The organism is Robertmurraya phoenicis (assembly GCF_047302285.1).
Lineage (GTDB): Bacteria > Bacillota > Bacilli > Bacillales > Cytobacillaceae > Robertmurraya.
Genome location: NZ_CP154845.1, coordinates 2,570,510 through 2,593,363, shown reverse-complemented (window position 1 = coordinate 2,593,363; position 22,854 = coordinate 2,570,510). Strand labels below are relative to the sequence as shown.

Genomic DNA, 22,854 nt, shown 5'->3' with positions numbered 1-22,854 from the left:
TATTAAAAGAGGAAGATAGGAATGTTAGTTGAATTCATTATTGTCGTTGATGAACTAGAGAAGGTGTATGAACGCTGTTGTGAATATAATTATCCAATCGAAGTTGAAGTGGAACAGTATCCTTGGGAGATGAGAGGGTTCAAAATCACAGATCCAGATGGATATTTCTTAAGAATTACATCAAAATAATTAAAAATAGCGCCATGAGTCAGCATCCCCTAAAGACGGTACTGAACGATGGCGCTCAACAATGTTTAGGCAGTGAAGTTTCCATCATAGCTAAGCATGACAGCTGATTTGACTCCCTGAATATCAGAAATTCGATTAATAAAGTCTGTTTCTGAATGTTTTACGCGGATTTCGTACGTTACCTCATAGTCATTTCCTGGCATGATCGATTTCGATTTAATTATGTGTTTTTTTGTATTTTGAGAGAGAAGTTGTCCTATTATTTCTTCCACCTGATTTGTTGAATATTTGACCACTAGTAAATAGGGATTCTCAATTTTAATTCGATTACTAAAGAAGATTAATACTAGACCAATTAAGATTGAGCCGGTAATGACAAGAAGAATGAAACCTGCACCACATAAAATACCGGACACAATTGCCCAAAATAAATAGACGAGGTCCATAGGGTCTTTAATGGGTGTTCGAAAGCGAACGATCGATAATGCGCCGACCATCCCTAATGATAAAAGCACGTTCGATCCAATTCCAATGATAATCAAGGCTGTTGCCATCGATAAGACAATTAACGAAATATTAAAGCTATGAGAATAAATAACTCCTGAAAACGTCTTTTTGTACACCATATAGATGAATAACCCTATCACAAAGGCAACCATTAAACCGATCACCGAATCAATAATTGAAAAACTACTTGTTTTTTCTAAAATACTAGACTTAAAGATATCTGAAAAATTGATGCTTTCCATGCTGAATTCCTCCAAAATTAAAGTGATATAAATGCTTACCCGTACATACGACTTATTTGATATTTTGAATAGGTTCCAATGCTGCGGTCTCCTATTTGAAGCAAATGTTTAATGACAGAAGGTAAATACTCATCATACTTGACTTCGAGTACGACAATATCTGGATTTGTATCCACCATGGCCAAATGGGGATTCAGTACATCGTTGTTCCGCAGACTTGTTCGAATCGAACGATCAAAGGTGACGCGTACGTTCCCGTGTAGATAGATGAAGACTTCTCTTTCATAGTCGACGACCGTCAATGGCTTGAGTTGAAATAAATTCATTTGAACGAATAAATCTTGTATAAGAGTTCTAGAATCATTCTCCATCCAACTGATGTTTCCATTTCTGATTTGCTCATACTCATATGTGGTGAGAGGGCATTTTTGTTTATAGGTTAAATTATTACGTTTACTCTTTTTTTCTAGGTTCAGATAGTCCGTATTGAAATCGTATAATCGTACTCTGAACTTATCTCGACTATACAAACCTTCTTTCTTCTGGGTTAAAATTTTGTCATTAAAGTTGTCAAAATAAACGCTGCGGATGAAATACTTTCCTTCTTGATTGGCATGTGGATCGATTTCCATAACATGCTTCAATTTTTGTCGAAGATGATAACAATCCATTTTTGTTATCTCATGCTTCAATTCTCTACGACCCTTCAATGAATCTAATCCCATTGATGTGCTCATCTTGTTTCTCTCCTTTCTCTTTTGTCTATGAACGTATTATTATTTACAAACCTTAAACAAACCTTAAAAAAGAAACCACGAATATCGTGATTTCTCAAATAGGGAAATTAACTGTGAAAACCGTACCTTTCGGATGATTTTTGGAGACTGAAATAGAGCCATTGTGTTTTTGAACAATCCATTGAGCAATCGAAAGACCTAGTCCACTTCCGCCTGTTTCTCTAGAACGTGCTTTATCCTCTCGGTAAAAACGGTCAAAAATAAATTTCATATTCTCCTCTTTTATGCCAATGCCCGTATCACTTACTTCAAGATGGATTTTCTGATCAGATACGGATGTTTTTATTTCGATGCTCTCCTCATCACTTGTATATTTCAATGCATTATCAAGGAGGATGACGAATAGCTGGTGAAGTCGAGTTTCATCTGCCTTAATTTCCATTTGTGCATTCAATTTTAAAGAAAAATGTTTATTTTGTGATTCTGCGATTTCGATATAGGGTGCACATATTTTTTCCACAAAGCTGTCGATCTCAATCGGGACTTTTATTAGGTCTGTTTCGGAAGCGTCGGCTCTAGCTAATGTCAACAAATCGGATGTAAGCTTAGATAGACGTCGTGTTTCAGAAAGGCTGAGCGCAATATTTTCAAATTTATTCATGATCTTTTCTTGTGGATTCGTAAGTAATAATTCTAATTTGTTTTGAATAATCGTCAGTGGTGTTCGAAGTTCGTGAGATGCATTTTCAACAAATTCTGCTTGTTTATTCCATGAGCGAATGATCGGTTTCATCATCTTTTTTGATAGAAAATAGCTAGCGGAAATAGAAAGAATGATAAAAATTGATGAACATATAATGAGAAGTTCACCAAAATTCTCAATAATTGTTTTTTCTGCATTAATATTGATCATTAGCTGAATATAAGCTACATCATCATGATCATCGACGTCTTTAAATATGAGATACCGAAAATGATACGTCTCGTCAATGGACATGTTCGTGATAGTATCGACGGTTTTGGTATCTAATTGATAATCTTGTAAATAATTTTCATAGAATAAGCTCCCGAGTGGGCTATCGTTAATGATTTCCCCTGACTCATCCCAGCTTAACACGATAATTCGCGGGTTGGGCTCGTTTCTTATTCTCTCACTAGGTGGGGGATTCTGATTTGAACGTGGCAATCGAATTTCCCCTAGAGTTTGCTCATTCATCATTTCCTTAAAATTCATCAGTTCTTTATCTGTTTGAGAGAATAATGTTCGTTGAACTTGACCGAAAATGATGATTCCAAATATGGAAAAAATGATCGTAAACGCAATGAAATTAAGAATCATAAAATGTTGCTGTTGTTTTTTGAAAATCTTCTTTTTAGCCATTTTCTTCACCATTTTCTGATAGCATATAACCTAAGCCTCGAAAGGTTTTAATATATTGATCATACTCGTATTTTTTTAAGGCTTTTCGTAGGTTACTTGCATATACTTCGACGACCGTTGTTGAAGTATCCGATTCAAACCCCCAAATTCGATCAAAGATTTGCTCCTTTGTTAAAATCGTGTTTTTATTGTTCATTAAATACTCAAGTAGGTCGAATTGTTTCCCGTTTAATTTAATGGATTCTTCTCCAATTTGGACCGTTCTTTTGATAATGTTTAATTTCAATTCTTTGAATGAAAGAACATTTTCACGAAAATCTGCACCCGTTCTCCTGACAATTGCTTCTAAACGTAGTAATAGCTCTTCACGATGAAAAGGTTTCACTAAATAATCATCCGCTCCTACTTTAAATCCTTGAATTTTATCATCAATTCCATCTTTGGCGGTTAGCATGATAACAGGAGTTTGGATGAGCTTTTTTCGTAACTGCTGAAGGATTTCAAAACCATTCAGATGAGGAAGCATGATATCCAGAATAATACAATCAAAGATATTTTGTTCCGCTAAATATAGACCTTCTTCACCATCAAATGCCTGTTCTACTTCAAACATCCCTTCTGTCGTTTCTTTAATTGTGTCCGAGAGATGTGGATCATCTTCTATAATTAACAGTTTCATTATAAATCTCCTTTTTAATGAATAATCGATTAGCTTGATTATAGGACGAACCTGTCCGTTTGGAAAAGGTTTTTTCTAGTATTTGCATGTCGTCTTTTTCGAACTGCTTCTTTTTAAGGTTTTGTTAAGGTTCATCTATCATAATGTGAAACAACGGGTCAAGCAAGTCTACTCGTTTAGACTTTACCAATGATAGTACAAGAAGAAAAGGAGTAAGGAAAATGAAAAAGAAAACGATATATTATACGATAGCTTCGACTTTACTAAGCATGAACCTATTGGTGGCATGTAGCGATGCTTCAGTTACGAATACGAGCAATGAGAACGTAATAAGTGCGGCGTCTAAGAATGAGATTAGTGACCTTATTAATGAAAAGGTCTCCTATGACAAGAATGATTTTTATACAGAATGGGAAAATGAAAACCCCATCTATATCGAATTAAACGGTACGGATGCAAGCTTTGATTCCAGTGCTGGAGTGATTTTTAACAATCAAGTTCTGACCATTAAAACAAGTGGTGTGTATGTTCTATCTGGGAATTTAGAAGATGGGAAAATTGTTGTCGATGCTGAAGATAAAAATACAGTCAAATTAGTCCTCAATGGTGTAGAGATTTCAAATTCAACGGGTCCTGCCATTCAAGTCGATCAAGCTGAAAAAACCGTGATTTCACTTGTGGAAAATACAACGAATATCGTTTCTGATGGGGAAACTTATCAAGAACAGGATTCAAATGAGGATGAACCGAATGCAGCCATTTTTAGTAAAGATGATCTTACGATTAATGGAACGGGTACATTAAACGTTAAGGGAAATTTTAATAACGGGATTACGAGTAAAGATGAACTAAAAATAATGAGTGGAAAAATAGAAATTGATGCAGCAGATGACGGCTTAATGGGTCGAGATTTAGTGGCTGTGAAAGATGGGGAATTAACCATTCAAGCCGATGGAGATGGGATTAAGTCAACAAATGCTAAAGATGAAAGTAAAGGGACAATTGCTCTTGAAGGTGGTACATTCCAGATCACTTCAGGAAACGATGGGATCCAAGCAGTTACTACCCTTTTGGTTGCTGGTGGTACGTATACGATCGTATCGGGTGATGGGAGCCCGGAAACGATCAACAACTTTAATGATAGAATGGGATTCCGAGGTGAAACGAATCAAACCACATCCACTTCAGAATCAGCTAGTACAAAAGGATTGAAAGCAACTGAGAAAATCGTCATTGCTGGCGGAATTTTCACCATTGATGCTTTAGACGACGCTCTTCATAGCAATGATAGCTTGAGGATTATGGGGGGAGAATTCACCATTGCTTCAGGTGATGATGGGATTCATGCTGACTCAAGTATCGAAATAGACGGTGGGAATATAGATATTACCAAAAGTTATGAAGGAATAGAGAGTAAATCCATCACGATTAATGATGGAGCCATTAAAGTGGTTGCTAGTGATGATGGGATTAATATTGCTGGAGGAAATGATGGCTCAGGGATGGACATGCAGGCTGGAACAGATGGTGGGAAACTACAAATAAATGGTGGTGAAATCTCGGTTGATGCTGGGGGAGATGGTCTTGATGCAAATGGATCTATCGTCATGACAGACGGAACAGTGATCGTAAATGGACCGGTCGATAATGGCAATGGTGCTTTGGATTATGATAAGGACTTTGAAATAAGCGGAGGTGTACTGGTCGCCGTTGGGAGCACTGGAATGGCTCAAGCCACATCTGAAACATCTGAACAAACTGGAATCATGATGACTTATTCGGAAACTCAACAAGCTGGAACGATGGTTCACCTAGAAGATAGTGAAGGAAACACTGTATTAACGTTTAGTCCACTTAAGAACTATCAATCGCTCTTTATTAGTTCTCCACAGTTGAAAAAGGATGAAACCTATACGTTGTATTCAGGTGGAACTTCTACAGGGAACGAAATAAACGGTCTTTACCGTGAAGGGGACTATCAAGATGGAACGAATGTGGTTGATTTCAAGATTGCAGAGACGATTACATGGCTTAATGAAACGGGGATTACTACAGCAAACACTGGTGGACCTGGTCGTCAAGCTCCAGAAGGTGGCGGACGCCCTAATTTTGATGGTTCTCAAACTCCGGAAAATGGAACGGCACCCGAGGGTAAACGTCCTGACGGATTTGCGCCTGAAGGTATGTTTACAGAATTAGATGATGAAACAAAAGAACAGGTAGAAGAAATTATGAAACAGCAGAGGGAAGGTTCGATTACTCGTGAGGAAGCGCAGGCTCAGTTAGCTGAACTCGGAATTGAAATGCCTAGTATGGGAAATAGACCTTAATAGAAACTTATCATGGTGAGCTCAATATTCGTTTTGAATATTGAGCTTTTATTATTAATTGACATAATAGTTTATTGTCTTCACAGAAGCAAAGCTAATACGCTATAATAGGAGTGTTTTTAACATAGCGAAATGGAGAAAAATGAAAGTTGATACTTTTAATCGATAACTATGATTCATTTACATACAATTTAGTGCAATATATACGTGAATGTGGCTCTAAGGTAAAAGTTGTCCGAAATGACCAATTGACTTTAGAAGATGTGGTGAACTTTAATCCTACACATATCGTGATCTCACCTGGTCCAGGCAATCCCGACTCTTCGGGGATCTGTTTGGATGTGGTGAAGCAGTTGCATGCGGATATCCCCATTTTCGGTGTATGTCTAGGACATCAAATCATTGCACAAGCTTTTGGTGGGATGGTCAAAAAAGCAGTACAACCGATGCATGGAAAGGTATCCATCATACAGCATGATCAAAAAGGGGTATTTCGTGGGCTTGAAACTCCACTACCCGTTACTAGATATCATTCCTTAATCGTAGATAGCCCACTACCAGATGAATTTGACATAACGGCAGAGACAGAGGCTGGTGAAATTATGGCCTTACGTCATAAGTGTTTACCATTAGAGGGAGTACAATTTCATCCTGAAGCGATTTTGACTGAAGCTGGCTTAGAGATGATTCGAAACTTTTTAAAACCGAGGACGACAAATGATGAATAATACACCTTTTTTATCTTTTGAATTTGCCCAAGCAGATGGACATATTAAACCGCATACCTTTTGTGAACCAGAAAAAATAATCACGACTCAATTGATTGAAGAGGTTTTGCCTTGCTTAAGAAAAGTTGAAGAAGCAGTTGAGCAAGGGTATTATGCTGCAGGTTTTCTTACTTATGAGAGTGCACCAGCTTTTGATTCAGCATTTAAAGTGAAAAAAGGTAGTAAAATGCCTTTATTATGGTTCGCGATTTTTACTGAACCGAAGGATGAAACGCTCAATGCTTCGGGACTTTATCAAAACTCTTCATGGAAGCCTTCTGTTGATCGGGAACAATATAATGGAGCAATCCATTCGATTAAAAATGAGATTGAACAAGGGAATACTTATCAAACAAATTATACGATTCGTTTACAGTCTGAATTTAATGGGGATGATATCGCCTTTTTCAATCGTCTAAAAAAAGCTCAATCATCGAATTACTGTGCCTATGTAAACACAGGTGAACATACTATTTTGTCTGCGTCACCTGAATTATTTTTCCATATGAAAGATAGAAAGTTAACGACACGTCCAATGAAGGGGACTGTAAAACGAGGGCGTACTTTTTCAGAAGATATAGAGAGACGTGAGTGGTTAAGAAATTCTGAAAAAAACAGGGCAGAAAACGTCATGATTGTCGACTTATTGCGCAATGATTTAGGGATCATCTCAGAGCCAGCCACTGTGAAAGTAGAAAGTCTCTTTGATATTGAACGATATCCGACCGTTCACCAAATGACTTCCACGATTACTTCAACTATTTCTGAAGAAGCGAGTATTGTTGATGTGTTTAAAGCCCTTTTTCCATGTGGATCGATAACGGGAGCACCGAAAATTAAAACGATGGAGATTATCGCTGAACTTGAGGATGAGCCACGAGAAGTGTACTGTGGTGCGATTGGTTATATTACACCAGATAAAGAAGCGATCTTTAATGTGCCGATTCGGACTGTTTGGATGGAACAGGAAACAGGAATGGCTACGTATGGAGTTGGCGGAGGGATTACTTGGGATTCAACCACAACGGGGGAGTACAATGAGGTCGTAGCCAAAGCAGGGCTCCTTCAGGAAGAACGAGCAGAGTTTCAATTATTAGAAACGATGTTATTGGAAAAAGGGTCAATCTTTTTGCTAGAGGAACATCTGCAGCGTTTAAGCAACTCGGCCTCCTATTTTGGTTATCCTGATCCTCGTGAAAGTTTACGAAATGATTTGCTAGAGTTAGCGGGAGAAAAAAGTAGTGGTAAGTGGAGAGTTCGTCTTCTCTTCAGTGAAACGGGTGAATGGACCATCGAGTGCTATCCGTTTGAAAATACGGATAGGCTGGTTCGACCAGTTGTTCTTGCAGATGAACCTGTAAATAGTTCCAGTCCTTTTTTATTTCATAAAACAACGAATCGAGCGATCTACACTCATTTTCAAAAACGCTTTCCTGATGTTTTTGACGTTCTTCTATGGAATGAAACAGGCGAAATTACTGAATTTACAAATGGCAATATCATACTCGATATCGATGGGAAGCTTTTGACGCCTTCAGTAGAGAGCGGATTACTTGCCGGAACATTCCGGGGACAACTAATAGAAAAAGGAATCATCGAAGAAAGAACACTTACGAAAGATGACTTAAAGACTGCCACTAAAGCTTGGTTTATCAACAGTGTGAGAGAGTGGGTAGTCGTTGAATTTGTTTAAAAAGTGAGAAGGGCTGTCCGAAAAGCCATTATTTGCAAACCTGAGATTAAGAAGGCTGCTTTTATCAAATGAGGGAGCAGGTTAAGAACCTTACGAACTTTAGCGGATATATAGACGGAAAATTTCCGCTTAAAACAACGTTTCAAATCGATGCAATCGAATCAACTGAACAGAAACGGAAGAAGAGAAAAACAGGTCTTTTTTCTCTTCTTCCTATATTTTAGGGACATCCCTTTTATTTGGTCTATTTTAGTGCTTTTTCTAATGTAGAGAGGTTTTTCCTCATTAAGCTAAAATAGTCCTCTCCACTATTTCTTTCTTCCTCTGAAACGGACTCCATTGTATATAAGTAGAGTGGTTCAGCATCAATTTCATTCTTAACAATTTCAGCTATTTTCGATGTGACGTTCTGTTCAAATAGGATATATTTTATTTGTTTTTCTTTTGCTATATCAGCTATGTTTTTTAGCTCACGTTGTGAAGGTTCATTTGAAGGTGAAAGACCAGATACAGCAATTTGTTTGATCCCATAGCGCTCCTCCCAGTAACCATATGCCGCATGAGAAACAAGAATCTCAGGATTTTCCTTTGATTCTACTAAACGTAAAAACTCTTCATCTAGATTTGTCAGTTCTTCGGTCAATGCCTTATAATTCTTTTCAAATTCTTCCTTTGCATCAGGATTTAATTCGACAAGGGCATTCTTAATATTTTCAGCAAGTGTGATCGCTCGAGAAGGATCTAACCAAACATGTGGATTTAAACCTCCATGGTCGTGGTCATGTCCATCCTCAAGTGCATGCTCTTCATCAGTGTGTTCGTGCTCTTCGTCGTCATGTGTATGTCCCTCATCTTCGTGTTCATGTACTTCTGCATCATCTTCGTGAGCATGTTCCTCATCACTATGTTCATGCTCATGTTCATCTTCATGGTTGATGGCATCGATCCGATATGTAGCTTCTATCAATTTAACATTCTCTTTTTCTAAAGCAATGGCAATTTTATCTGCAGAAGGCTCCATGTTCAAGCCGTTATATATGAATGCATCTCCTGAAGCGATACTCGTCATATTTTTTGTTGTCGGTTCATAGCTATGAGCATCAGCTCCAGGTGGAATGATATTCTCAACTTCTACATAGTCACTACCAATTTTTTTGACAAAATCCTCGAGAGGATAAAGAGTGGTGTATACCTTCAATTTGCTCTGCACCTCGTCAGAAGCAGTTGGATTTTCTTGCCCTTCGGTAGTAGAAGCATTTAGTTGTGAGCTACTACAACCGTAAAAAAATATGGCAACGATAAAAATAATAGCTATTAATAATTTTCTTTTCATTTCATGCCCTCTTTTCATCAAAATATTCAAGCTCGAAATACATAATATCGTAATGATTACGATTTGTAAACAGTAATGATTACGATTTATTAAAATTATTAGTAATAATAAGAATATCTACTAATATACTAGAGTGTAAATAGTAAATATTACGATTTAAAAAATAGTAGATTTATACATAGTTTTAGAAAGAGAATTCGGATCCGAAACTAATGAAATATACTTTTTAGCAAGGAGATGAAGCAATTGTTCAAGTCTCAATCACTTTTAATAAACCTTACAGGATTGATCGTAATCTGTTTTGTCGTTTATATGGTTATGTTTATCCAGATTCGGTAAAAATTATATAATTCGAAATATTCGTATGTTAAAATATACCTAGCTTCTATTGAAAACAGGAGCTTGTGTACATATCTTAAGTATCATCCTGGATTATGTTGAGCGTCTTCGTTATCGAGAGAGCCATACGGAGAATGTACAATATCCCTGAAGGAAATAGTTGGTTGACAGGAGGGAGAAAAATTGCAAGTAAATCAGCAAATCAATCAATCTATTAAAATTGTAACTAAAAAGGAACATACAGTTCGAAAAGTGCTTAATATCTATGGCTGTTTTTTATTTTTAGGAATGATCCTAGCTATCTATACGCAGCCAATCTCTATGAATGAAAACAGGCAGTTTTATCTCGATGAAAAAATCGTCATGTCTCAAGCGAAGCAACAGGAATTTTTTCTTTTCTTGCTCGGATGTGCAATCCTGTATTTTTCCGTCGTTAATTATTGGCATCGTAAAAAGTGAAAGCTCGGCCAATGGACCGAGCTCAAGTTGTTCCGATTTCAACATGCTCAAATGTGGATACTTTAAATAGACCTGAATCGGTAAGCTTTAATTCAGGGATAACTGGAAGTGTTAAGAAGGAGAGAGTTAAGAAAGGATTAAAATCCTTACTTGCTCCAATCTGTTCAAGTGCCTCATCCAATACTTTAAGCTTTTGATAGACCTCTTCATAAGGCATCTCAGACATAAGACCAGCAATCGAAAGAGGTAGAGAAGCAATAATCTCACCGTTCTTGACCACGATGAGTCCACCTTGCATCTTCTTCATGGCATTCGCAGCTAAAGCCATATCCGCATCATTTGTACCAGCGATCACTAGATTATGGGAGTCGTGGGCAATCGTCGATGCAATCGCACCTGATTGAAGTCTGAGACCTTTTACGATCCCAAGACCGATTAACCCTGTATGATGATGCCGTTCAATAACGGCAAGCTTTAATTGATCTAGATGAGTAGAAATTTGAAATGAACCTAATACACTATTACTTGTTTCTTCGACAATATGTCGTGTGACTAAGCTATTTGGAATAATTTCGATGACATTCGATTTCGATGATTCTAGGTTAATTTGAAAATCGTCTACTGTGATCTCGTTTATCTGCACAGTGTCCTTTAAATGGTCGGTATCCAATAAAATTCCTTCTGGAAAATCAATGATCTCACCATTTGCGACGATTTCACGCCCATCCTTATAAACACTAGCAATATCGATGACTTCTAAGTCATTTAATATTAAGAAGTCTGCCTTATAGCCTGGAGCAATCGCTCCTTTGTTCTCAAGTCCAAAACATTCTGCAGCATTGATGGTCACCATTTGAATAGCCGTGATAGGGGAGAGTCCCAATGAAATGGCCATCCTGATATTGTGATCAATACTGCCTTCTTCTAATAAATCATCTAAATGCTTATCATCTGTGACAAAAAGACAGCGTCTTGAGTTACGTTCATTGACGACAGGGAGGAGTTGTTTTAGATCCTTCGCAACAGTGCCTTCACGAATCATCAAGTACATTCCGCGCCGTAGACGTTCTTTTGCTTCCTCTGCTGTAGTACTTTCATGGTCTGTCGTAATATGCGCAGACATATAGACATTTAAATCATTGGCTGAGAGTCCGGCCGCATGCCCATCGATTTTTTTACCGTGTAATAGGCTATCGGAAATTTTTCGTATCATGTCTTTGTCCCCATTAAACACTGCTGGAAAATTCATTACCTCAGCGAGCCCGAGGACACGGGGATGCTGATAGAACGGTTTAAGATCATCAGCATATAATTGTGCACCAGAATGTTCAAATTGTGTAGCAGGAACACAGGAAGGAAGCATCATGTAAAAATCAAACGGAAGATTGTCGCTAGCATTTAGCATATATTCGATTCCTTGGGACCCAAGCACATTGGCAATCTCGTGAGGATCAGCAATAGCGGTTGTGACCCCATGTAAAAGTAATACTTTTGCAAACTCCTTTGGTGTTAACATCGAGGATTCAATATGGACATGTCCTTCGATAAAGGAAGGGGAGATATATTGTCCTTTCACATCTATGACTTGTTTTCCGGAATAGGTTCCGATCCCAGCAATATAGTCATCTGCGATCGCAACATCGGCTTCAAGGATTTCCCCATTGAAAACATCGATGATTTTCCCATTTTTAATGACGAGATCGGCAGGTTCCTTCCCAGAAGCAATGGAAATTCTTCTTTTTATTTGGTCAATCATGATTCCAACCTCCTTAATATTCTGTTTTAGTCATGGTGCTTTCCCAAATGGAGAAAGGCAAGGTGTTTTGATCAAGTGGAATTTGCTTCATGGAGATCGTTCTTTCTTCCATTGGAAGGGCAATCTGCTCATATATAAATTGATCATCAAAGCCGACTTTAGCCGCATCTTCTTTTGTGCCAGCATAGTAAACGGCCCTTGGTCTTGCCCAATATATGGCACCAATGCACATTGGACAAGGCTCACAGCTTGTATAAATTTCACAATTATCTAGCTGAAAGGTATTCAATGCTTTACATGCCGCTCGAATGGCTTGTATCTCTGCATGGGCAGTTGGATCGTTCGATGAGGTAACCTCATTCCGACCAATAGCGATGATGTTCCCATCTTTAACGACGATTGCCCCAAATGGACCTCCGTGTAAAGATGTAACATTTTCTGCTGCAATCTGTACGGCTTTTTCCATTAAATGAACTTCACACACACAAATCATCCTCTCCTAAGGCCAGTTATTTAAAAGTATTTTTACTATTATTCTATATCATTTATTAGATTGCTATCATTTTGTAAGAAAATCTGCCATTTTTTTTCAAATGCTGTTCAGTGAAAGAAAATGTAATATGTCTGAAATCTGAAATAAATACAGTTTATTTTGCTTCATTTTTCAAAAGATACAGAAATGTAATATAAAAAAATGAAACTATCCTTTTTTTGGATCGTCAGTATAAGTAGGAAATTCTATTTTTCTTTTTCACTAGATTTTTTTTGCGGGGGAGATAGAGAATGTCAAAAAAATCAACCATACTACTCATCCTTTTATTCGCTGTAGGGGGTCTGCTACAAGGTTGTGGAAATACAAGTGCTCATACGATGACCAGTGATTTATTATCTACAGAAAAAACATTGCCTACTAATTTCTATTCAATGTCTGATCAAGGTGTATTGGTTTATAAAGTGACGAATCAGTCAGACTTCGATGAGTTGTGGGGACATTTCCGCTTAACAAATGATCCGACGAAGATAGATTGGAATGAACAAACAGCCATCTTTCTTGGAATCATCGAGTCAAGTAGCTGTCCATTACAATTTAAATCTGCACAATTAAATAATGAAAAAACAGAAGTGATGTTGTATTTAGATGTTACGTCTGAGAAAGCATGTACAGATGACGCAACACCCAGAACGATGGTCATCGCCATGGATGCTGTGGAGATGGATAATGTAAGTGTTGTGAAAATAGAGGACTATTTTGGGATCAATCCAATTGTAGAATTTCACAATATGACCGTTTCGAATGAGGATATTTATTAATGGAAAAAGAAGCTATCTGCTCAAAAAGGATGCATCTAGCTTCTACGAGTCAAAGTAATTTATTTAAGAAATTGTTTTAATGCCTGTTGAAGGTTGCTAAATGTTTTTGTCTGAAAATCAATTCTAGTCCCCATTTTCACTATTTTTCTCACAACTTCTGGCCGTAAGCCTGTAATGACTGTATTGCACCCCATCAAGGTAGCACCGTCAACGATTTTCATTAAATGATCGATTAGAGCATTTTCCATATCGGCGATTCCAGAGAGATCCATAATAAGCGTTTGAATATGTGCCTGTCCAATGTCTGTTAGGACCTTTTCCCCAAGAATCGATGTTCTTAACGAGTCAATGGAGCCAATCAATGGTAGGATGCAGACATCTGGTGTGATCGGTATGATAGGGACAGATAACTTTTCTACTAACTCTCGATGAGCTGTAATCAATGAGTCTTTGTATGTAGAATAACTGATGAAAAATGAATTCAAAAATTGGTCAACTTGATTATTGATTTGTTGTTCTAACTCAAAGAAATCACTTAGTGCATTTTTTTGGCTCATCTTATAATAAATTTGGATAAATCTCCATAATGTCCTTCGAATCGCTTGAATCCATTCGAGTTTAAAACTTAAGTCAATAGAATGGGTTGCCCAAGCAATTCCTTCTTGTTTAGCAAATAATTTGAGCTTCTCTTTTTCATCATCAATAATATAAACGACTAATTTATGGGCGTTATTGACAAGATCAATGTTCCCAATCGCGAGGATCTCATTAATTTTCTTTTTCACATTAACGGCTTCAGTTAAGAGCTTATTTTCAAATTTCTTACTATTAAGTTCAATAAATTCTTTTAGCTGATATGAATCCTCAAATTTGTATTCCATTGTAAGCCCCCAAATTTTGTCTATAATCTTCAGCTTTATTACCCTTTATTGTAATCTATTAAACCATCTTTGTTACAGTTAAAAGATTAAAAATTGTATTTTTTTCAGTTAATTTACTAGGCTGGTTAAACGTTTACAAAACGAAGGGACCAGCTCACGAATTGTTCGTTGACTGGTCCTTTCATATAATTAGTTATTTACGAACGAGTGCCATGACTCCTTTATAGATGAGGAAAAGAGAAAATACGACGATAGCTAAAACTCCAATTATGTCTGTAACTGGAGCTATACTTGCTAAGAATGTATCATCAAGAGGCACTCTTAGTAGGGCAAACCCCGCTAAAATACTTGCAAGCATTAAAAGAATAAATCGATCCATGCTTCTGACCTCCTCTCGATATATTCTATGAATCGAAGCGTTAAGGAGTGCTATGGTAAATAAAGGAATATAAATATAGGCTTTTTGTCTCATATTTTGATTCGGGAATTTGGAGTAAATTTTCTTTTAAAAGAATAAAAATTTTTAATAATCTATCTCTTTTTGGGTGAAATTATAGTATTGTAGTATTACTACTTGAATCCTTTTTTAGGGAGGTGAATGACCTATGAAAAAAGGACCTGCTGCTCCATTAGAGATGGGTCATCGCTATATCGACATTATGATGAAATTTTATGGAATTCCAACATTAGAGGGGATTTTTATAGAAGGTCATAATGCCTTTCCTGAAAAAGCGGAACAAATCAAGGAAAAGGCGATTGCTCAAGCGAAAGATATGGCCCATGCTTTTTAAAAATTTGACGGGATGTACCGATTAAATGGGTACTTCACGTTTTAAATTACGTCAAAATCCAATAGGTAGAGCCGTCCCGATTTCAATCCATAAATCCGTATTCAATCAAGTATCTTCTTAACGTCACATAATCATGGAAAACCGTTTTGAGAACATCATTGATTTCTTTTTCTGTATACTTCTTTGTCACATCAAATCTTTTTAAAATTTGTTGAAGAACAATAAGCTTTCTTTTCTCTTTACTTGGAAAAGTGTCTAATGGTCCGTCTACTCCAAATTTAAAATAAGTTGTTAGTACTTTGGTTCTTTCCTCTTCAGTAATGGCATATCGCTCATCCACCATTTTTGCCCCCTTATGAAATGAAACGAATTCCTGATCCTTCACTTTGCCTTGTTCTAATAATTTCATAATCGCTAGGAATACTTTTGCATGTTTTTCTTTTTCCTTTAATTTAAATCGATGATTGCGGATCGTTGAAGGGCTACCACCTAGTTTTTGAGCAATTTCTTTATCGGAAAAATCTTGTGCAAAATGGTGCAGAATCTCCTTTTGGATATCAGATAGACCTGTATACCTTTTGTCTAGCCCAAGTAAATAGGAGAACATTGATTGATGAGCAACTTCTACATGCTGAGAAATCGCCTTTTTCGCTTCAAGGTAGATGCCATTAAGTGTGCTAGGATAGATGACTCCATCTTCAAAATACTCACCACATACGAGACAAATGAATTCATCTTTTTCTTTGTCTAAAACATATCCTTTAGAAAGCTCTTCAACAGATGCGCTCCACAATAACTCAGTACCTATCATTTTTCAAACACAACCATTCCTTGTTTATATTTATATAGATATTTTATATTTTTGTTTATGATTAGTCAAGATTTCCTAAAAGGTCGTATTAAGAACATACAGATTTCTTCATAAATATAAATTTTTCTCCTCTAAATTGTGCAATATACAGTTGTAAGAATTGATTACAGATTAGACATAAATAGATGGAAATGAGGTGGCTTTTTTGAAAAGAGATAAGTGGATATTATATGGAATATGGTTATTTGCTGCTATGCTTTTAATCATTTTTGTTCCGAAACATCGTTTACGAAAAGCATTTTTAGCATTTTTCATTAAGCAAAGTTTAACGTTGGTGTTCGGTTTATTAGTTGCAGAAAAGGGACTAATTAAGTATCCAGTCAGACTTTTCAAGAAAGCCAATAAGTCGAGTTTTTCATACGAATATTTTTTCTATCCAGCGTCATGTGTCCTTTTTAATTTATACTATCCAGAACAGAAAAAATTTTGGATAAGAGCAATCTATAACGTTTTTTATACAGGTCTACTTACTGGAATTGAAGCTCTGGCAGAGAAGTACACAAACTTAATTAAGTATGTTAAATGGAAATGGTATTGGAGTTTTCTTACTATTTGGTTAACCAATTACGCATCTCATCTATTTTATCGGTGGTTTTTTAAAGTCGGGCAAAAAAATTGAAATAACTAGGAGAAATCGGTAAATATTGATATGATAGTGGAAAATACGGTAGATTTTAGAAATTCACTCGGGAATTTAGGGGGATTAAATGAATCCATTTTGGAGTCCAGAGAAAGTGATGACTGAAGAAGAAGCAGAAGTTTTGATCTCTTTGCAGTTTCCAAAACTGGAAATTGTGCAAATCAAAATATTTGCAGAAGGTTTTGATAATACGGCTTTTCTTATCAATGATCGATATGTTTTTCGATTTCCAAGAAGAGAAATTGCTGGGGAATTGATCAAGATGGAAAATCGCCTTTTACCAAAGATTGCTCCAATACTGCCATTGCAGATCCCAAATCCACAATTCATTGGAAAACCTCACGACGATTATAGATGGTCCTTTAGTGGATATGAAATTCTAAAAGGGAAAGTTCCATCAAAATTAACAAGAAAACAGCGAGTTTTGTCAGCGAAGCCAATAGCCCTGTTTTTGCGGAAACTTCACGATTTTCCGTTACAACAAGTTGTGGAACTGGGAATCCCTTATGATAAGCTGGGAAGAATGGATATTCATAAGAGGAAACCGTTGCTTGAGGAGAGAGTCATTTCTCTTACAGGAAAAAGCTTTATAAACCAACAACAAAGGGATTTAATAATCCGAACTTTAACAACTGTTGATGGGCCATTAAGTGATATGACAAAAACACTTGTACATGGAGATCTACATATTCGTAATATGCTCGTAAATGATCGCGGGGAAATATCCGCAATTCTTGACTGGGGGGATGTACATATCGGTAGCCCAGCAATTGATCTTTCAATTGTATATAGTTTTCTACCACTAGAGGGTCGAGAGCTGTTTTTTCAGTTGTATGGAAATGTAAGTGAAGAGATTAAGAAATTAGCTCGATTTAAAGCCATATACACGTATGTCCTACTTCTTTTGTATGCTCATGATCAAGAAGATATGGAGTTAGTAGACGATTGTCTTTGCTCTTTAAATCTAGCATTGGAAGAGTGAGTTTAGATGTTTGAGAGAAATGTGGAAAAGATTCAAATTATCGGTTCAGTTGGAAGTTGTTGTCATAAATCATCAACGAGATGTGGATAGATTGATAGAGAAAATAGCGAATATCAAAGCGGTAGGAGAGTGAATTTTAATGACAAATGCCTCTCGTTTTATCGGATTTGTTGCAGGAATACTCTCATTTGTTTTGTGGATATCATTAAATTTCTTCAATCTTTATTCTACTCAAACTAGTGGAGACACCGTTCTTACTACGTTTGTCATGCTTGCTTTACCAGCTCTTTTAGCGTGTTTTGCCGCTTTAAAGAATAAAAAAATGATGATGCTTGTTACTTTTATATGGTCACTGCCAATTAGTTTCTATCTTCTTTTGACCCCTGGGATATACTGGCTATTTGGCGTGACAAGTATTGCTTACTTTGCAAGTTATCTATTCATGCAGGGAATTCATAATTGAAATTAAAGGAGAATCAAAATGGAAAATCAGACGTACGAAATCAAGTCTTTAAATGTAGGGAGAATTGAGACATTAACCTATGGAAAGCGAACATTTGAGTCCGCTATTAGAAAAGAACCTGTTACTGAAGCGATTTTTTTAAGTAAAACAGGGCTAAGCCATGATGAACATGCATACGAACACCATGGTGGAGAAGACAAGGCACTTTGTCTATATCCATATGATCATTATCCTTATTGGCGGGATATTGTCCATCACTTCAGTGAAACAGCATTATTTGGAGAAAATATAACAGTGGAAGGATTAACGGAAGAGAATGCATGCATTGGTGATACATTTACTTTTGGCGAGGCGATCATCCAAGTTTCAGAGCCTCGCAATCCTTGTTATAAACTCGCTGCCAAATATGAAGTTCCAGATATGGTAGTGAGAATGAGAGATACTGGTTATACCGGTTTCCTTTTCCGTGTATTAAAAGAGGGGTATGTAAAACCAGGTGATCCTTTAGTTTTATTGGAACGTGATCCTGGGAAAGTTTCGGTAGCGATGATAAATGATGTGAAATTTTTTGATAAATATAATAAAGATAAGTTAGAAAGAGTATTAACAGTTGATGCATTATCGGAAAGCATAAGAAAAGGATTTGTTAAACAATATGAAGGCAAGGATAAGGAGTAGACGAATTAGTATAGAGAATGATATAGAGTTTGTAACCGATATTCAACAACAATAACTGTTTTTAATACCTAGATGGGAACTACAGTTCATGACATCTTGGAAGGACGTATACTGTAATGAAACACAGAAAGAAAAAGAAATGGAAAATCGTTGCGGTTGTCATCTAATTGGTCATTCTTTTTGTCTATCTCAATAACATGTCCTTGTTTTTAAAGGGACAAAATCGTGACCTTACATTACTTGCTCACGAACCGCATTGATACAATAGCGCCGATTTTAAAATAGCTTTTTGATTCCTTTGAATGACCCTTTATCAGTGCGAGGGTCCTTTTTCGATTATATGAATAATACAAGATCTACAGTACATATGGATGATTAAGGCTGTTCCTGCCCAATGCACAAAAAAATAAGCTTCCATAAGGGGCTGAATGCGTGTTGAGAAGAAACAGAAATATGCCCATCGTTTTGTTCTTAGGCATTTTCTTGGTTATATTCCTTATTGTATTGGCGATTAAATATATAAAAGTGTATATCGTTTTTAGCTCAGGCCTCGGTCCATTTTTCGTGATTGGCATAATTATATTGTTGATGGTAGTGATTTTTATGAAGGGTTTATAACTTTTTAGCGTTCTGGAATTAATCTAGAACGCCTTGTTTTAATTTCTCGAAAAGAAAAGGGATTAGAGGATGGATAATCGAATTCTAAAGGGAGGAGGTGTTGGCATGGATGAAAGATTTCCAATAGGAAAATTTAATTTTAATGAAGAAATGACAGCTGAACGTATTACGGATTGTATTGAGGAAATCGAAGAATTACCTCGCCTATTGCGAGAAGTCCTTCTATATGTAACGGAAGAGCAACTTAATACTCCATATCGAAAAGGTGGGTGGACTGTAAGGCAAGTCGTCCATCATTTAGCAGATAGCCATATGAATGCATACATTCGCTTGAAATTAGCTCTTACAGAAGATAAACCAATGATTAAGCCATATGATCAAGATAGCTGGGCGGAATTATCTGATAGCAATGAGCCGATAGACGTATCTTTAAATCTGTTAGAATCCCTTCATCATCGATTCGTCGTGTTGCTCCGCAGTCTATCTTTTGATGAGCTAAATCGAGTGTTTATCCATCCAGAATTAGGGGAAGTATCGATCGGCAAAAATATTGGGTTGTACTCATGGCATGGGAAACATCATCTTGCCCATATTTCATCCGTGTGTAATCAAACTGTATAATAGCAGTTGCTTTTACTCAGTTCCATTTTTCCATTCGTTGAAGAAGTCATCCAAGTATTGTTCCATTATGCGATGTCTATCTTCAGCGAGCTGTTTTGCATAGTTTGTATTCATTTTTTCTTTAAGCTTTAATAATTTTTCGTAAAAATGATTAATGGCGGTAGATTGTCCATTCCGATATTCTTCCTTGGTCATGTTTTCTCGTGGTTTGAGGGCTGGATCATAGATTAGTTCACCTTTTGATCCTGCATAGGCAAAGGTCCTTGCAATCCCGAGCGCACCAATTGCGTCTAAACGATCCGCATCTTGGACGACTTTTCCTTCAAGCGAAGCCATTTCAGGTTGACCGCCGCCTTTGAAAGACATAGTAGAAATGATAGTAATGATTTCTTGGATGGTAGAGTCGTCCATCCTGATGGAATTTAACCAGGTTATGACTTTTTGAAGTCCTACTTCTTCTGTCAGGTTTAATTTTTCATCCGCAATATCATGGAGAAGTGCTGCCATTTCACAAATAAACGAGTCAGCCTGCTCTTCAATTGCAATCGTTCTAGCCATTGCGGTTACTCGAGCAATGTGATACCAGTCATGTCCACTATTATCGTTATGTAATTCATTGTATACATATTCTTTTGTCAATTTAATCATTTTTTCTTTATCCAACCGAATCACCTACTAGAAATATAATCTTACTATAAAAGGATATCATGTCTATGCTCTCTATGCGAGAGGGAAAAAATAGATATGAAGAGCTTAAGGAGGTAAAAATGGAACGAAAATACAATGACTTGATTGGTGAAATATTAGAACGTTCAGGAGAAAAGGATAATTACCAAGGAAAATGGAAAGGCAAGCCAATTCCGAAAGATTATTTAAGCATGAACACCTTTCAACATTTTCAAAAAATAGCGAAGGATTCAGGTTTCTTACCCCCTTGGCTCAAACTGCAAAAGGAAATCTCCGCTCTTGTCCAAGCATGTACAAAGGAAGCGGAGGTTAAGGTGATTAATAAAAAAATCAAAGCTTATAATAAAGTCTGTCCTCTTCCCATGCAAAAGCCAACCATTCAATTTGAGAGGATAGAAGAAGCAAAAAGAGAGTGGTGAAAAAAAGTCTAAAAAGAGTGAGGATTTCCTAATAAATAGAAAATATTTACAAATCTAATCTGATGTTATAAAATGGAATTAACAAATATTGGATTAGGAGAATTTGCATGAGTAGTATCATTTATGCTTTCCTATGGCTACTAGCTTTATGGAAATGGGGAGACTGGCGAAATTGGGAAAGATATTATTCGACAATTCTCTTTTTTATTATGGGAGATTTTATCTATTTGTACCTATTATCCGATTTTTTCCCGATGTGGAAGTATACCCCGTTAAACCTAGATAAAAGTGTCGGTTTTGCCAGTTCGCACATCTCATTAATTATTATGTACATAAAGTATCCAGCGACTGTTCTCATTTATTTAGCAAATTTCCCTCAAAACAGTAAATTGAAACAGTTTTTGTATTTTGCAGGTTGGGTATTCTTTTATTCAATAAACGAAGTAATCGATGTACATATTAAATTTATTAAGCATTTCAATGGTTGGAATATATGGTGGTCAGTACTATTTAACATTGTGATGTTTCTTGTGTTATGGATTCATTTTAAGAAACCACCCTTCGCATGGATTCTGTCCGTTTGTTTTATCATCTTTTTATGGATTTGGTTCGACGTTCCTTCAACGGTTTTTCGTTAATTAAATTGAGGACTGGATGACTCGCCGAATGAGACGATTGGACGAGCCATCCGATTAATTAATTATGAAACGTGGCAAGATTTTCTTTTACCTTGGTGAAAATTCGAAAATGAAATAGAAATTCATCTAATCCCATTGGTGGATCATCGCAATAGCCATAGCTTAACAAGAAATCCTCAAGTATTTCTTCTTCTTTATCAAATCCTTTTAGCCAAAGTTTAAAGGAAAGTGAATCACCTAATATACGGAGAGGTTAAACATGTATATTGAATCAAAACGTTTAGTAATTCGAGAGTTCAAGCCGACAGATTGGGAAGAAGTATGGAAATATACTTCAAATAGAAAAGTAATGAAGTACATTCCTGAAGGTACTTTTTCAGAAGCCGATGCAAAAAATTTTCTTCAAGAAAACAGAGGAGAAACTGCTCAAAAATTTCCTGTGATTTTAAAGGAAAGTAATGATCTTATTGGACATATTGCTTTCTTTCGTTATTTTGGAGAGCATACATACGAGATCGGATGGGTATTCAATCCTAATTATTATAATAAAGGCTATGCTACAGAGGCTGCCTATGCCATGTTAAATTATGGTTTTACATTACTAAAGCTCCATCGAATTATCGCAACCTGTCAACCTGAGAATATTTCATCCTATCGGGTTATGGAGAAAATAGGAATGAGACGGGAAGGGTATTTTAAGAAGTGTATCCCCCATGGTGATGGGTGGTGGGATGAATATTTTTACTCTATTTTAGATGAGGAATGGAAGTGATTGTTAACTTATTAAAGATGAAAAAGAGGAAGAGCTGACACGTCATGAAACATACCCTCATTCCTTAATA

25 protein-coding genes and 1 pseudogene are annotated in these 22,854 nt (G+C 36.6%); 15 read left to right on the top strand and 11 right to left on the bottom strand.

The genetic code is table 11. The features are described 5' to 3' along the window. Positions 1 to 21: 21 nt before the first annotated feature. Positions 22 to 189: a VOC family protein gene (locus AA0X71_RS12835; protein ID WP_413355704.1), complete on the top strand. Its 168-nt coding sequence runs from the start codon at positions 22 to 24 to the stop codon at positions 187 to 189. Positions 190 to 254: 65 nt separating this feature from the next. On the opposite strand, the gene AA0X71_RS12830 is transcribed toward AA0X71_RS12835, so the two are convergent. From AA0X71_RS12830 to AA0X71_RS12815, 4 genes are all read right to left on the bottom strand, one after another. Then, positions 255 to 938 carry a DUF4956 domain-containing protein gene (locus AA0X71_RS12830; RefSeq protein WP_413355703.1) on the bottom strand — a complete coding sequence of 228 codons (684 nt, stop codon included), beginning with the start codon at positions 936 to 938 and terminating at the stop codon, positions 255 to 257. 35 nt (positions 939 to 973) lie between these two features. Then, positions 974 to 1,675, bottom strand: a complete 702-nt coding sequence (locus tag AA0X71_RS12825; protein ID WP_413355702.1) for a polyphosphate polymerase domain-containing protein — start codon at positions 1,673 to 1,675, stop codon at positions 974 to 976. Between the two features lie 94 nt (positions 1,676 to 1,769). Then, positions 1,770 to 3,056, bottom strand: coding sequence for a sensor histidine kinase (locus tag AA0X71_RS12820; RefSeq protein WP_413355701.1), 1,287 nt, complete (start codon positions 3,054 to 3,056; stop codon positions 1,770 to 1,772). Beyond that, positions 3,049 to 3,735 carry a response regulator transcription factor gene (locus AA0X71_RS12815; protein ID WP_413355700.1) on the bottom strand — a complete coding sequence of 229 codons (687 nt, stop codon included), beginning with the start codon at positions 3,733 to 3,735 and terminating at the stop codon, positions 3,049 to 3,051. The genes AA0X71_RS12820 and AA0X71_RS12815 overlap by 8 nt, the downstream gene beginning before the upstream one ends. Before the next feature lie 221 nt (positions 3,736 to 3,956). Between AA0X71_RS12815 and AA0X71_RS12810 the strand changes: the two genes are divergently transcribed. The 3 genes from AA0X71_RS12810 to pabB all read left to right on the top strand — a co-directional run bounded on the left by AA0X71_RS12810 (position 3,957) and on the right by pabB (position 8,525). Then, positions 3,957 to 6,065, top strand: a complete 2,109-nt coding sequence (locus AA0X71_RS12810; RefSeq protein WP_413355699.1) for a carbohydrate-binding domain-containing protein — start codon at positions 3,957 to 3,959, stop codon at positions 6,063 to 6,065. Positions 6,066 to 6,214: 149 nt separating this feature from the next. Next, a complete protein-coding gene (locus tag AA0X71_RS12805) occupies positions 6,215 to 6,793 on the top strand; it encodes an anthranilate synthase component II (protein ID WP_413355698.1) in 579 nt (192 codons plus the stop codon). Further along, positions 6,786 to 8,525 (top strand): aminodeoxychorismate synthase component I, encoded by a 1,740-nt coding sequence (gene pabB / locus AA0X71_RS12800; protein ID WP_413355697.1) that lies wholly within the window; start codon positions 6,786 to 6,788, stop codon positions 8,523 to 8,525. The genes AA0X71_RS12805 and pabB overlap by 8 nt, the downstream gene beginning before the upstream one ends. A gap of 244 nt (positions 8,526 to 8,769) precedes the next feature. Here the strand turns inward: pabB and AA0X71_RS12795 are convergent, their stop codons facing one another. Further along, positions 8,770 to 9,858 (bottom strand): metal ABC transporter solute-binding protein, Zn/Mn family, encoded by a 1,089-nt coding sequence (locus AA0X71_RS12795; protein WP_413355696.1) that lies wholly within the window; start codon positions 9,856 to 9,858, stop codon positions 8,770 to 8,772. Positions 9,859 to 10,380: 522 nt separating this feature from the next. Here AA0X71_RS12795 and AA0X71_RS12790 point away from each other — a divergent pair. Next, complete coding sequence (locus tag AA0X71_RS12790; protein WP_413355695.1) at positions 10,381 to 10,656, top strand: hypothetical protein; 276 nt, start codon at positions 10,381 to 10,383, stop codon at positions 10,654 to 10,656. 22 nt (positions 10,657 to 10,678) lie between these two features. Here the strand turns inward: AA0X71_RS12790 and ade are convergent, their stop codons facing one another. Together ade and AA0X71_RS12780 are read right to left on the bottom strand one after the other, a co-directional pair. Beyond that, positions 10,679 to 12,412, bottom strand: coding sequence for an adenine deaminase (ade, locus tag AA0X71_RS12785; protein ID WP_413355694.1), 1,734 nt, complete (start codon positions 12,410 to 12,412; stop codon positions 10,679 to 10,681). Positions 12,413 to 12,425: 13 nt separating this feature from the next. After that, entirely contained in the window at positions 12,426 to 12,905 is a 480-nt protein-coding gene (locus AA0X71_RS12780) for a nucleoside deaminase (RefSeq protein WP_413355693.1), read from the bottom strand. Positions 12,906 to 13,195: 290 nt separating this feature from the next. On the opposite strand from AA0X71_RS12780, the gene AA0X71_RS12775 reads away from it, so the two are divergent. After that, positions 13,196 to 13,723, top strand: a complete 528-nt coding sequence (locus AA0X71_RS12775; RefSeq protein ID WP_413355692.1) for a hypothetical protein — start codon at positions 13,196 to 13,198, stop codon at positions 13,721 to 13,723. Positions 13,724 to 13,782: 59 nt separating this feature from the next. Here the strand turns inward: AA0X71_RS12775 and AA0X71_RS12770 are convergent, their stop codons facing one another. Further along, complete coding sequence (locus AA0X71_RS12770; protein ID WP_413355691.1) at positions 13,783 to 14,604, bottom strand: STAS domain-containing protein; 822 nt, start codon at positions 14,602 to 14,604, stop codon at positions 13,783 to 13,785. A 193-nt stretch (positions 14,605 to 14,797) separates the two neighbouring features. Continuing rightward, positions 14,798 to 14,983, bottom strand: a complete 186-nt coding sequence (locus AA0X71_RS12765) for a hypothetical protein (RefSeq protein WP_019152550.1) — start codon at positions 14,981 to 14,983, stop codon at positions 14,798 to 14,800. Between the two features lie 232 nt (positions 14,984 to 15,215). Here AA0X71_RS12765 and AA0X71_RS12760 point away from each other — a divergent pair. After that, positions 15,216 to 15,395 (top strand): annotated as a pseudogene (locus tag AA0X71_RS12760) (FMN-dependent NADH-azoreductase); the annotation flags it as partial. 82 nt (positions 15,396 to 15,477) lie between these two features. Here AA0X71_RS12760 and AA0X71_RS12755 read toward each other — a convergent pair. Beyond that, the gene (locus tag AA0X71_RS12755; RefSeq protein ID WP_413355690.1) at positions 15,478 to 16,206 is read right to left on the bottom strand and encodes a DUF2087 domain-containing protein; all 729 of its coding nucleotides are present in this window, start codon (positions 16,204 to 16,206) and stop codon (positions 15,478 to 15,480) included. A 205-nt stretch (positions 16,207 to 16,411) separates the two neighbouring features. Between AA0X71_RS12755 and AA0X71_RS12750 the strand changes: the two genes are divergently transcribed. From AA0X71_RS12750 to AA0X71_RS12730, 5 genes are all read left to right on the top strand, one after another. Continuing rightward, a complete protein-coding gene (locus tag AA0X71_RS12750; RefSeq protein ID WP_413355689.1) occupies positions 16,412 to 16,885 on the top strand; it encodes a CBO0543 family protein in 474 nt (157 codons plus the stop codon). Between the two features lie 88 nt (positions 16,886 to 16,973). Next, positions 16,974 to 17,888: a phosphotransferase gene (locus tag AA0X71_RS12745; RefSeq protein WP_413355688.1), complete on the top strand. Its 915-nt coding sequence runs from the start codon at positions 16,974 to 16,976 to the stop codon at positions 17,886 to 17,888. 139 nt (positions 17,889 to 18,027) lie between these two features. After that, the gene (locus tag AA0X71_RS12740; protein WP_413355687.1) at positions 18,028 to 18,351 is read left to right on the top strand and encodes a hypothetical protein; all 324 of its coding nucleotides are present in this window, start codon (positions 18,028 to 18,030) and stop codon (positions 18,349 to 18,351) included. Between the two features lie 18 nt (positions 18,352 to 18,369). Continuing rightward, positions 18,370 to 19,029 carry an MOSC domain-containing protein gene (locus AA0X71_RS12735; RefSeq protein ID WP_413355686.1) on the top strand — a complete coding sequence of 220 codons (660 nt, stop codon included), beginning with the start codon at positions 18,370 to 18,372 and terminating at the stop codon, positions 19,027 to 19,029. A gap of 723 nt (positions 19,030 to 19,752) precedes the next feature. Further along, positions 19,753 to 20,268: a YfiT family bacillithiol transferase gene (locus AA0X71_RS12730; RefSeq protein WP_413355685.1), complete on the top strand. Its 516-nt coding sequence runs from the start codon at positions 19,753 to 19,755 to the stop codon at positions 20,266 to 20,268. Between the two features lie 12 nt (positions 20,269 to 20,280). Here the strand turns inward: AA0X71_RS12730 and AA0X71_RS12725 are convergent, their stop codons facing one another. Continuing rightward, a complete protein-coding gene (locus AA0X71_RS12725; RefSeq protein WP_413355684.1) occupies positions 20,281 to 20,940 on the bottom strand; it encodes an HD domain-containing protein in 660 nt (219 codons plus the stop codon). A gap of 95 nt (positions 20,941 to 21,035) precedes the next feature. Between AA0X71_RS12725 and AA0X71_RS12720 the strand changes: the two genes are divergently transcribed. The 3 genes from AA0X71_RS12720 (at position 21,036) to AA0X71_RS12710 (ending at position 22,784) form a co-directional block, all read left to right on the top strand. Then, on the top strand, positions 21,036 to 21,374 hold the full coding sequence (locus tag AA0X71_RS12720; RefSeq protein WP_413355683.1) for a DnaJ family domain-containing protein: 339 nt from the start codon (positions 21,036 to 21,038) through the stop codon (positions 21,372 to 21,374). 107 nt (positions 21,375 to 21,481) lie between these two features. Further along, positions 21,482 to 22,012, top strand: coding sequence for a CBO0543 family protein (locus tag AA0X71_RS12715; RefSeq protein WP_413355682.1), 531 nt, complete (start codon positions 21,482 to 21,484; stop codon positions 22,010 to 22,012). A gap of 259 nt (positions 22,013 to 22,271) precedes the next feature. Further along, entirely contained in the window at positions 22,272 to 22,784 is a 513-nt protein-coding gene (locus AA0X71_RS12710; protein WP_413355681.1) for a GNAT family N-acetyltransferase, read from the top strand. Positions 22,785 to 22,854 lie beyond the last annotated feature (70 nt).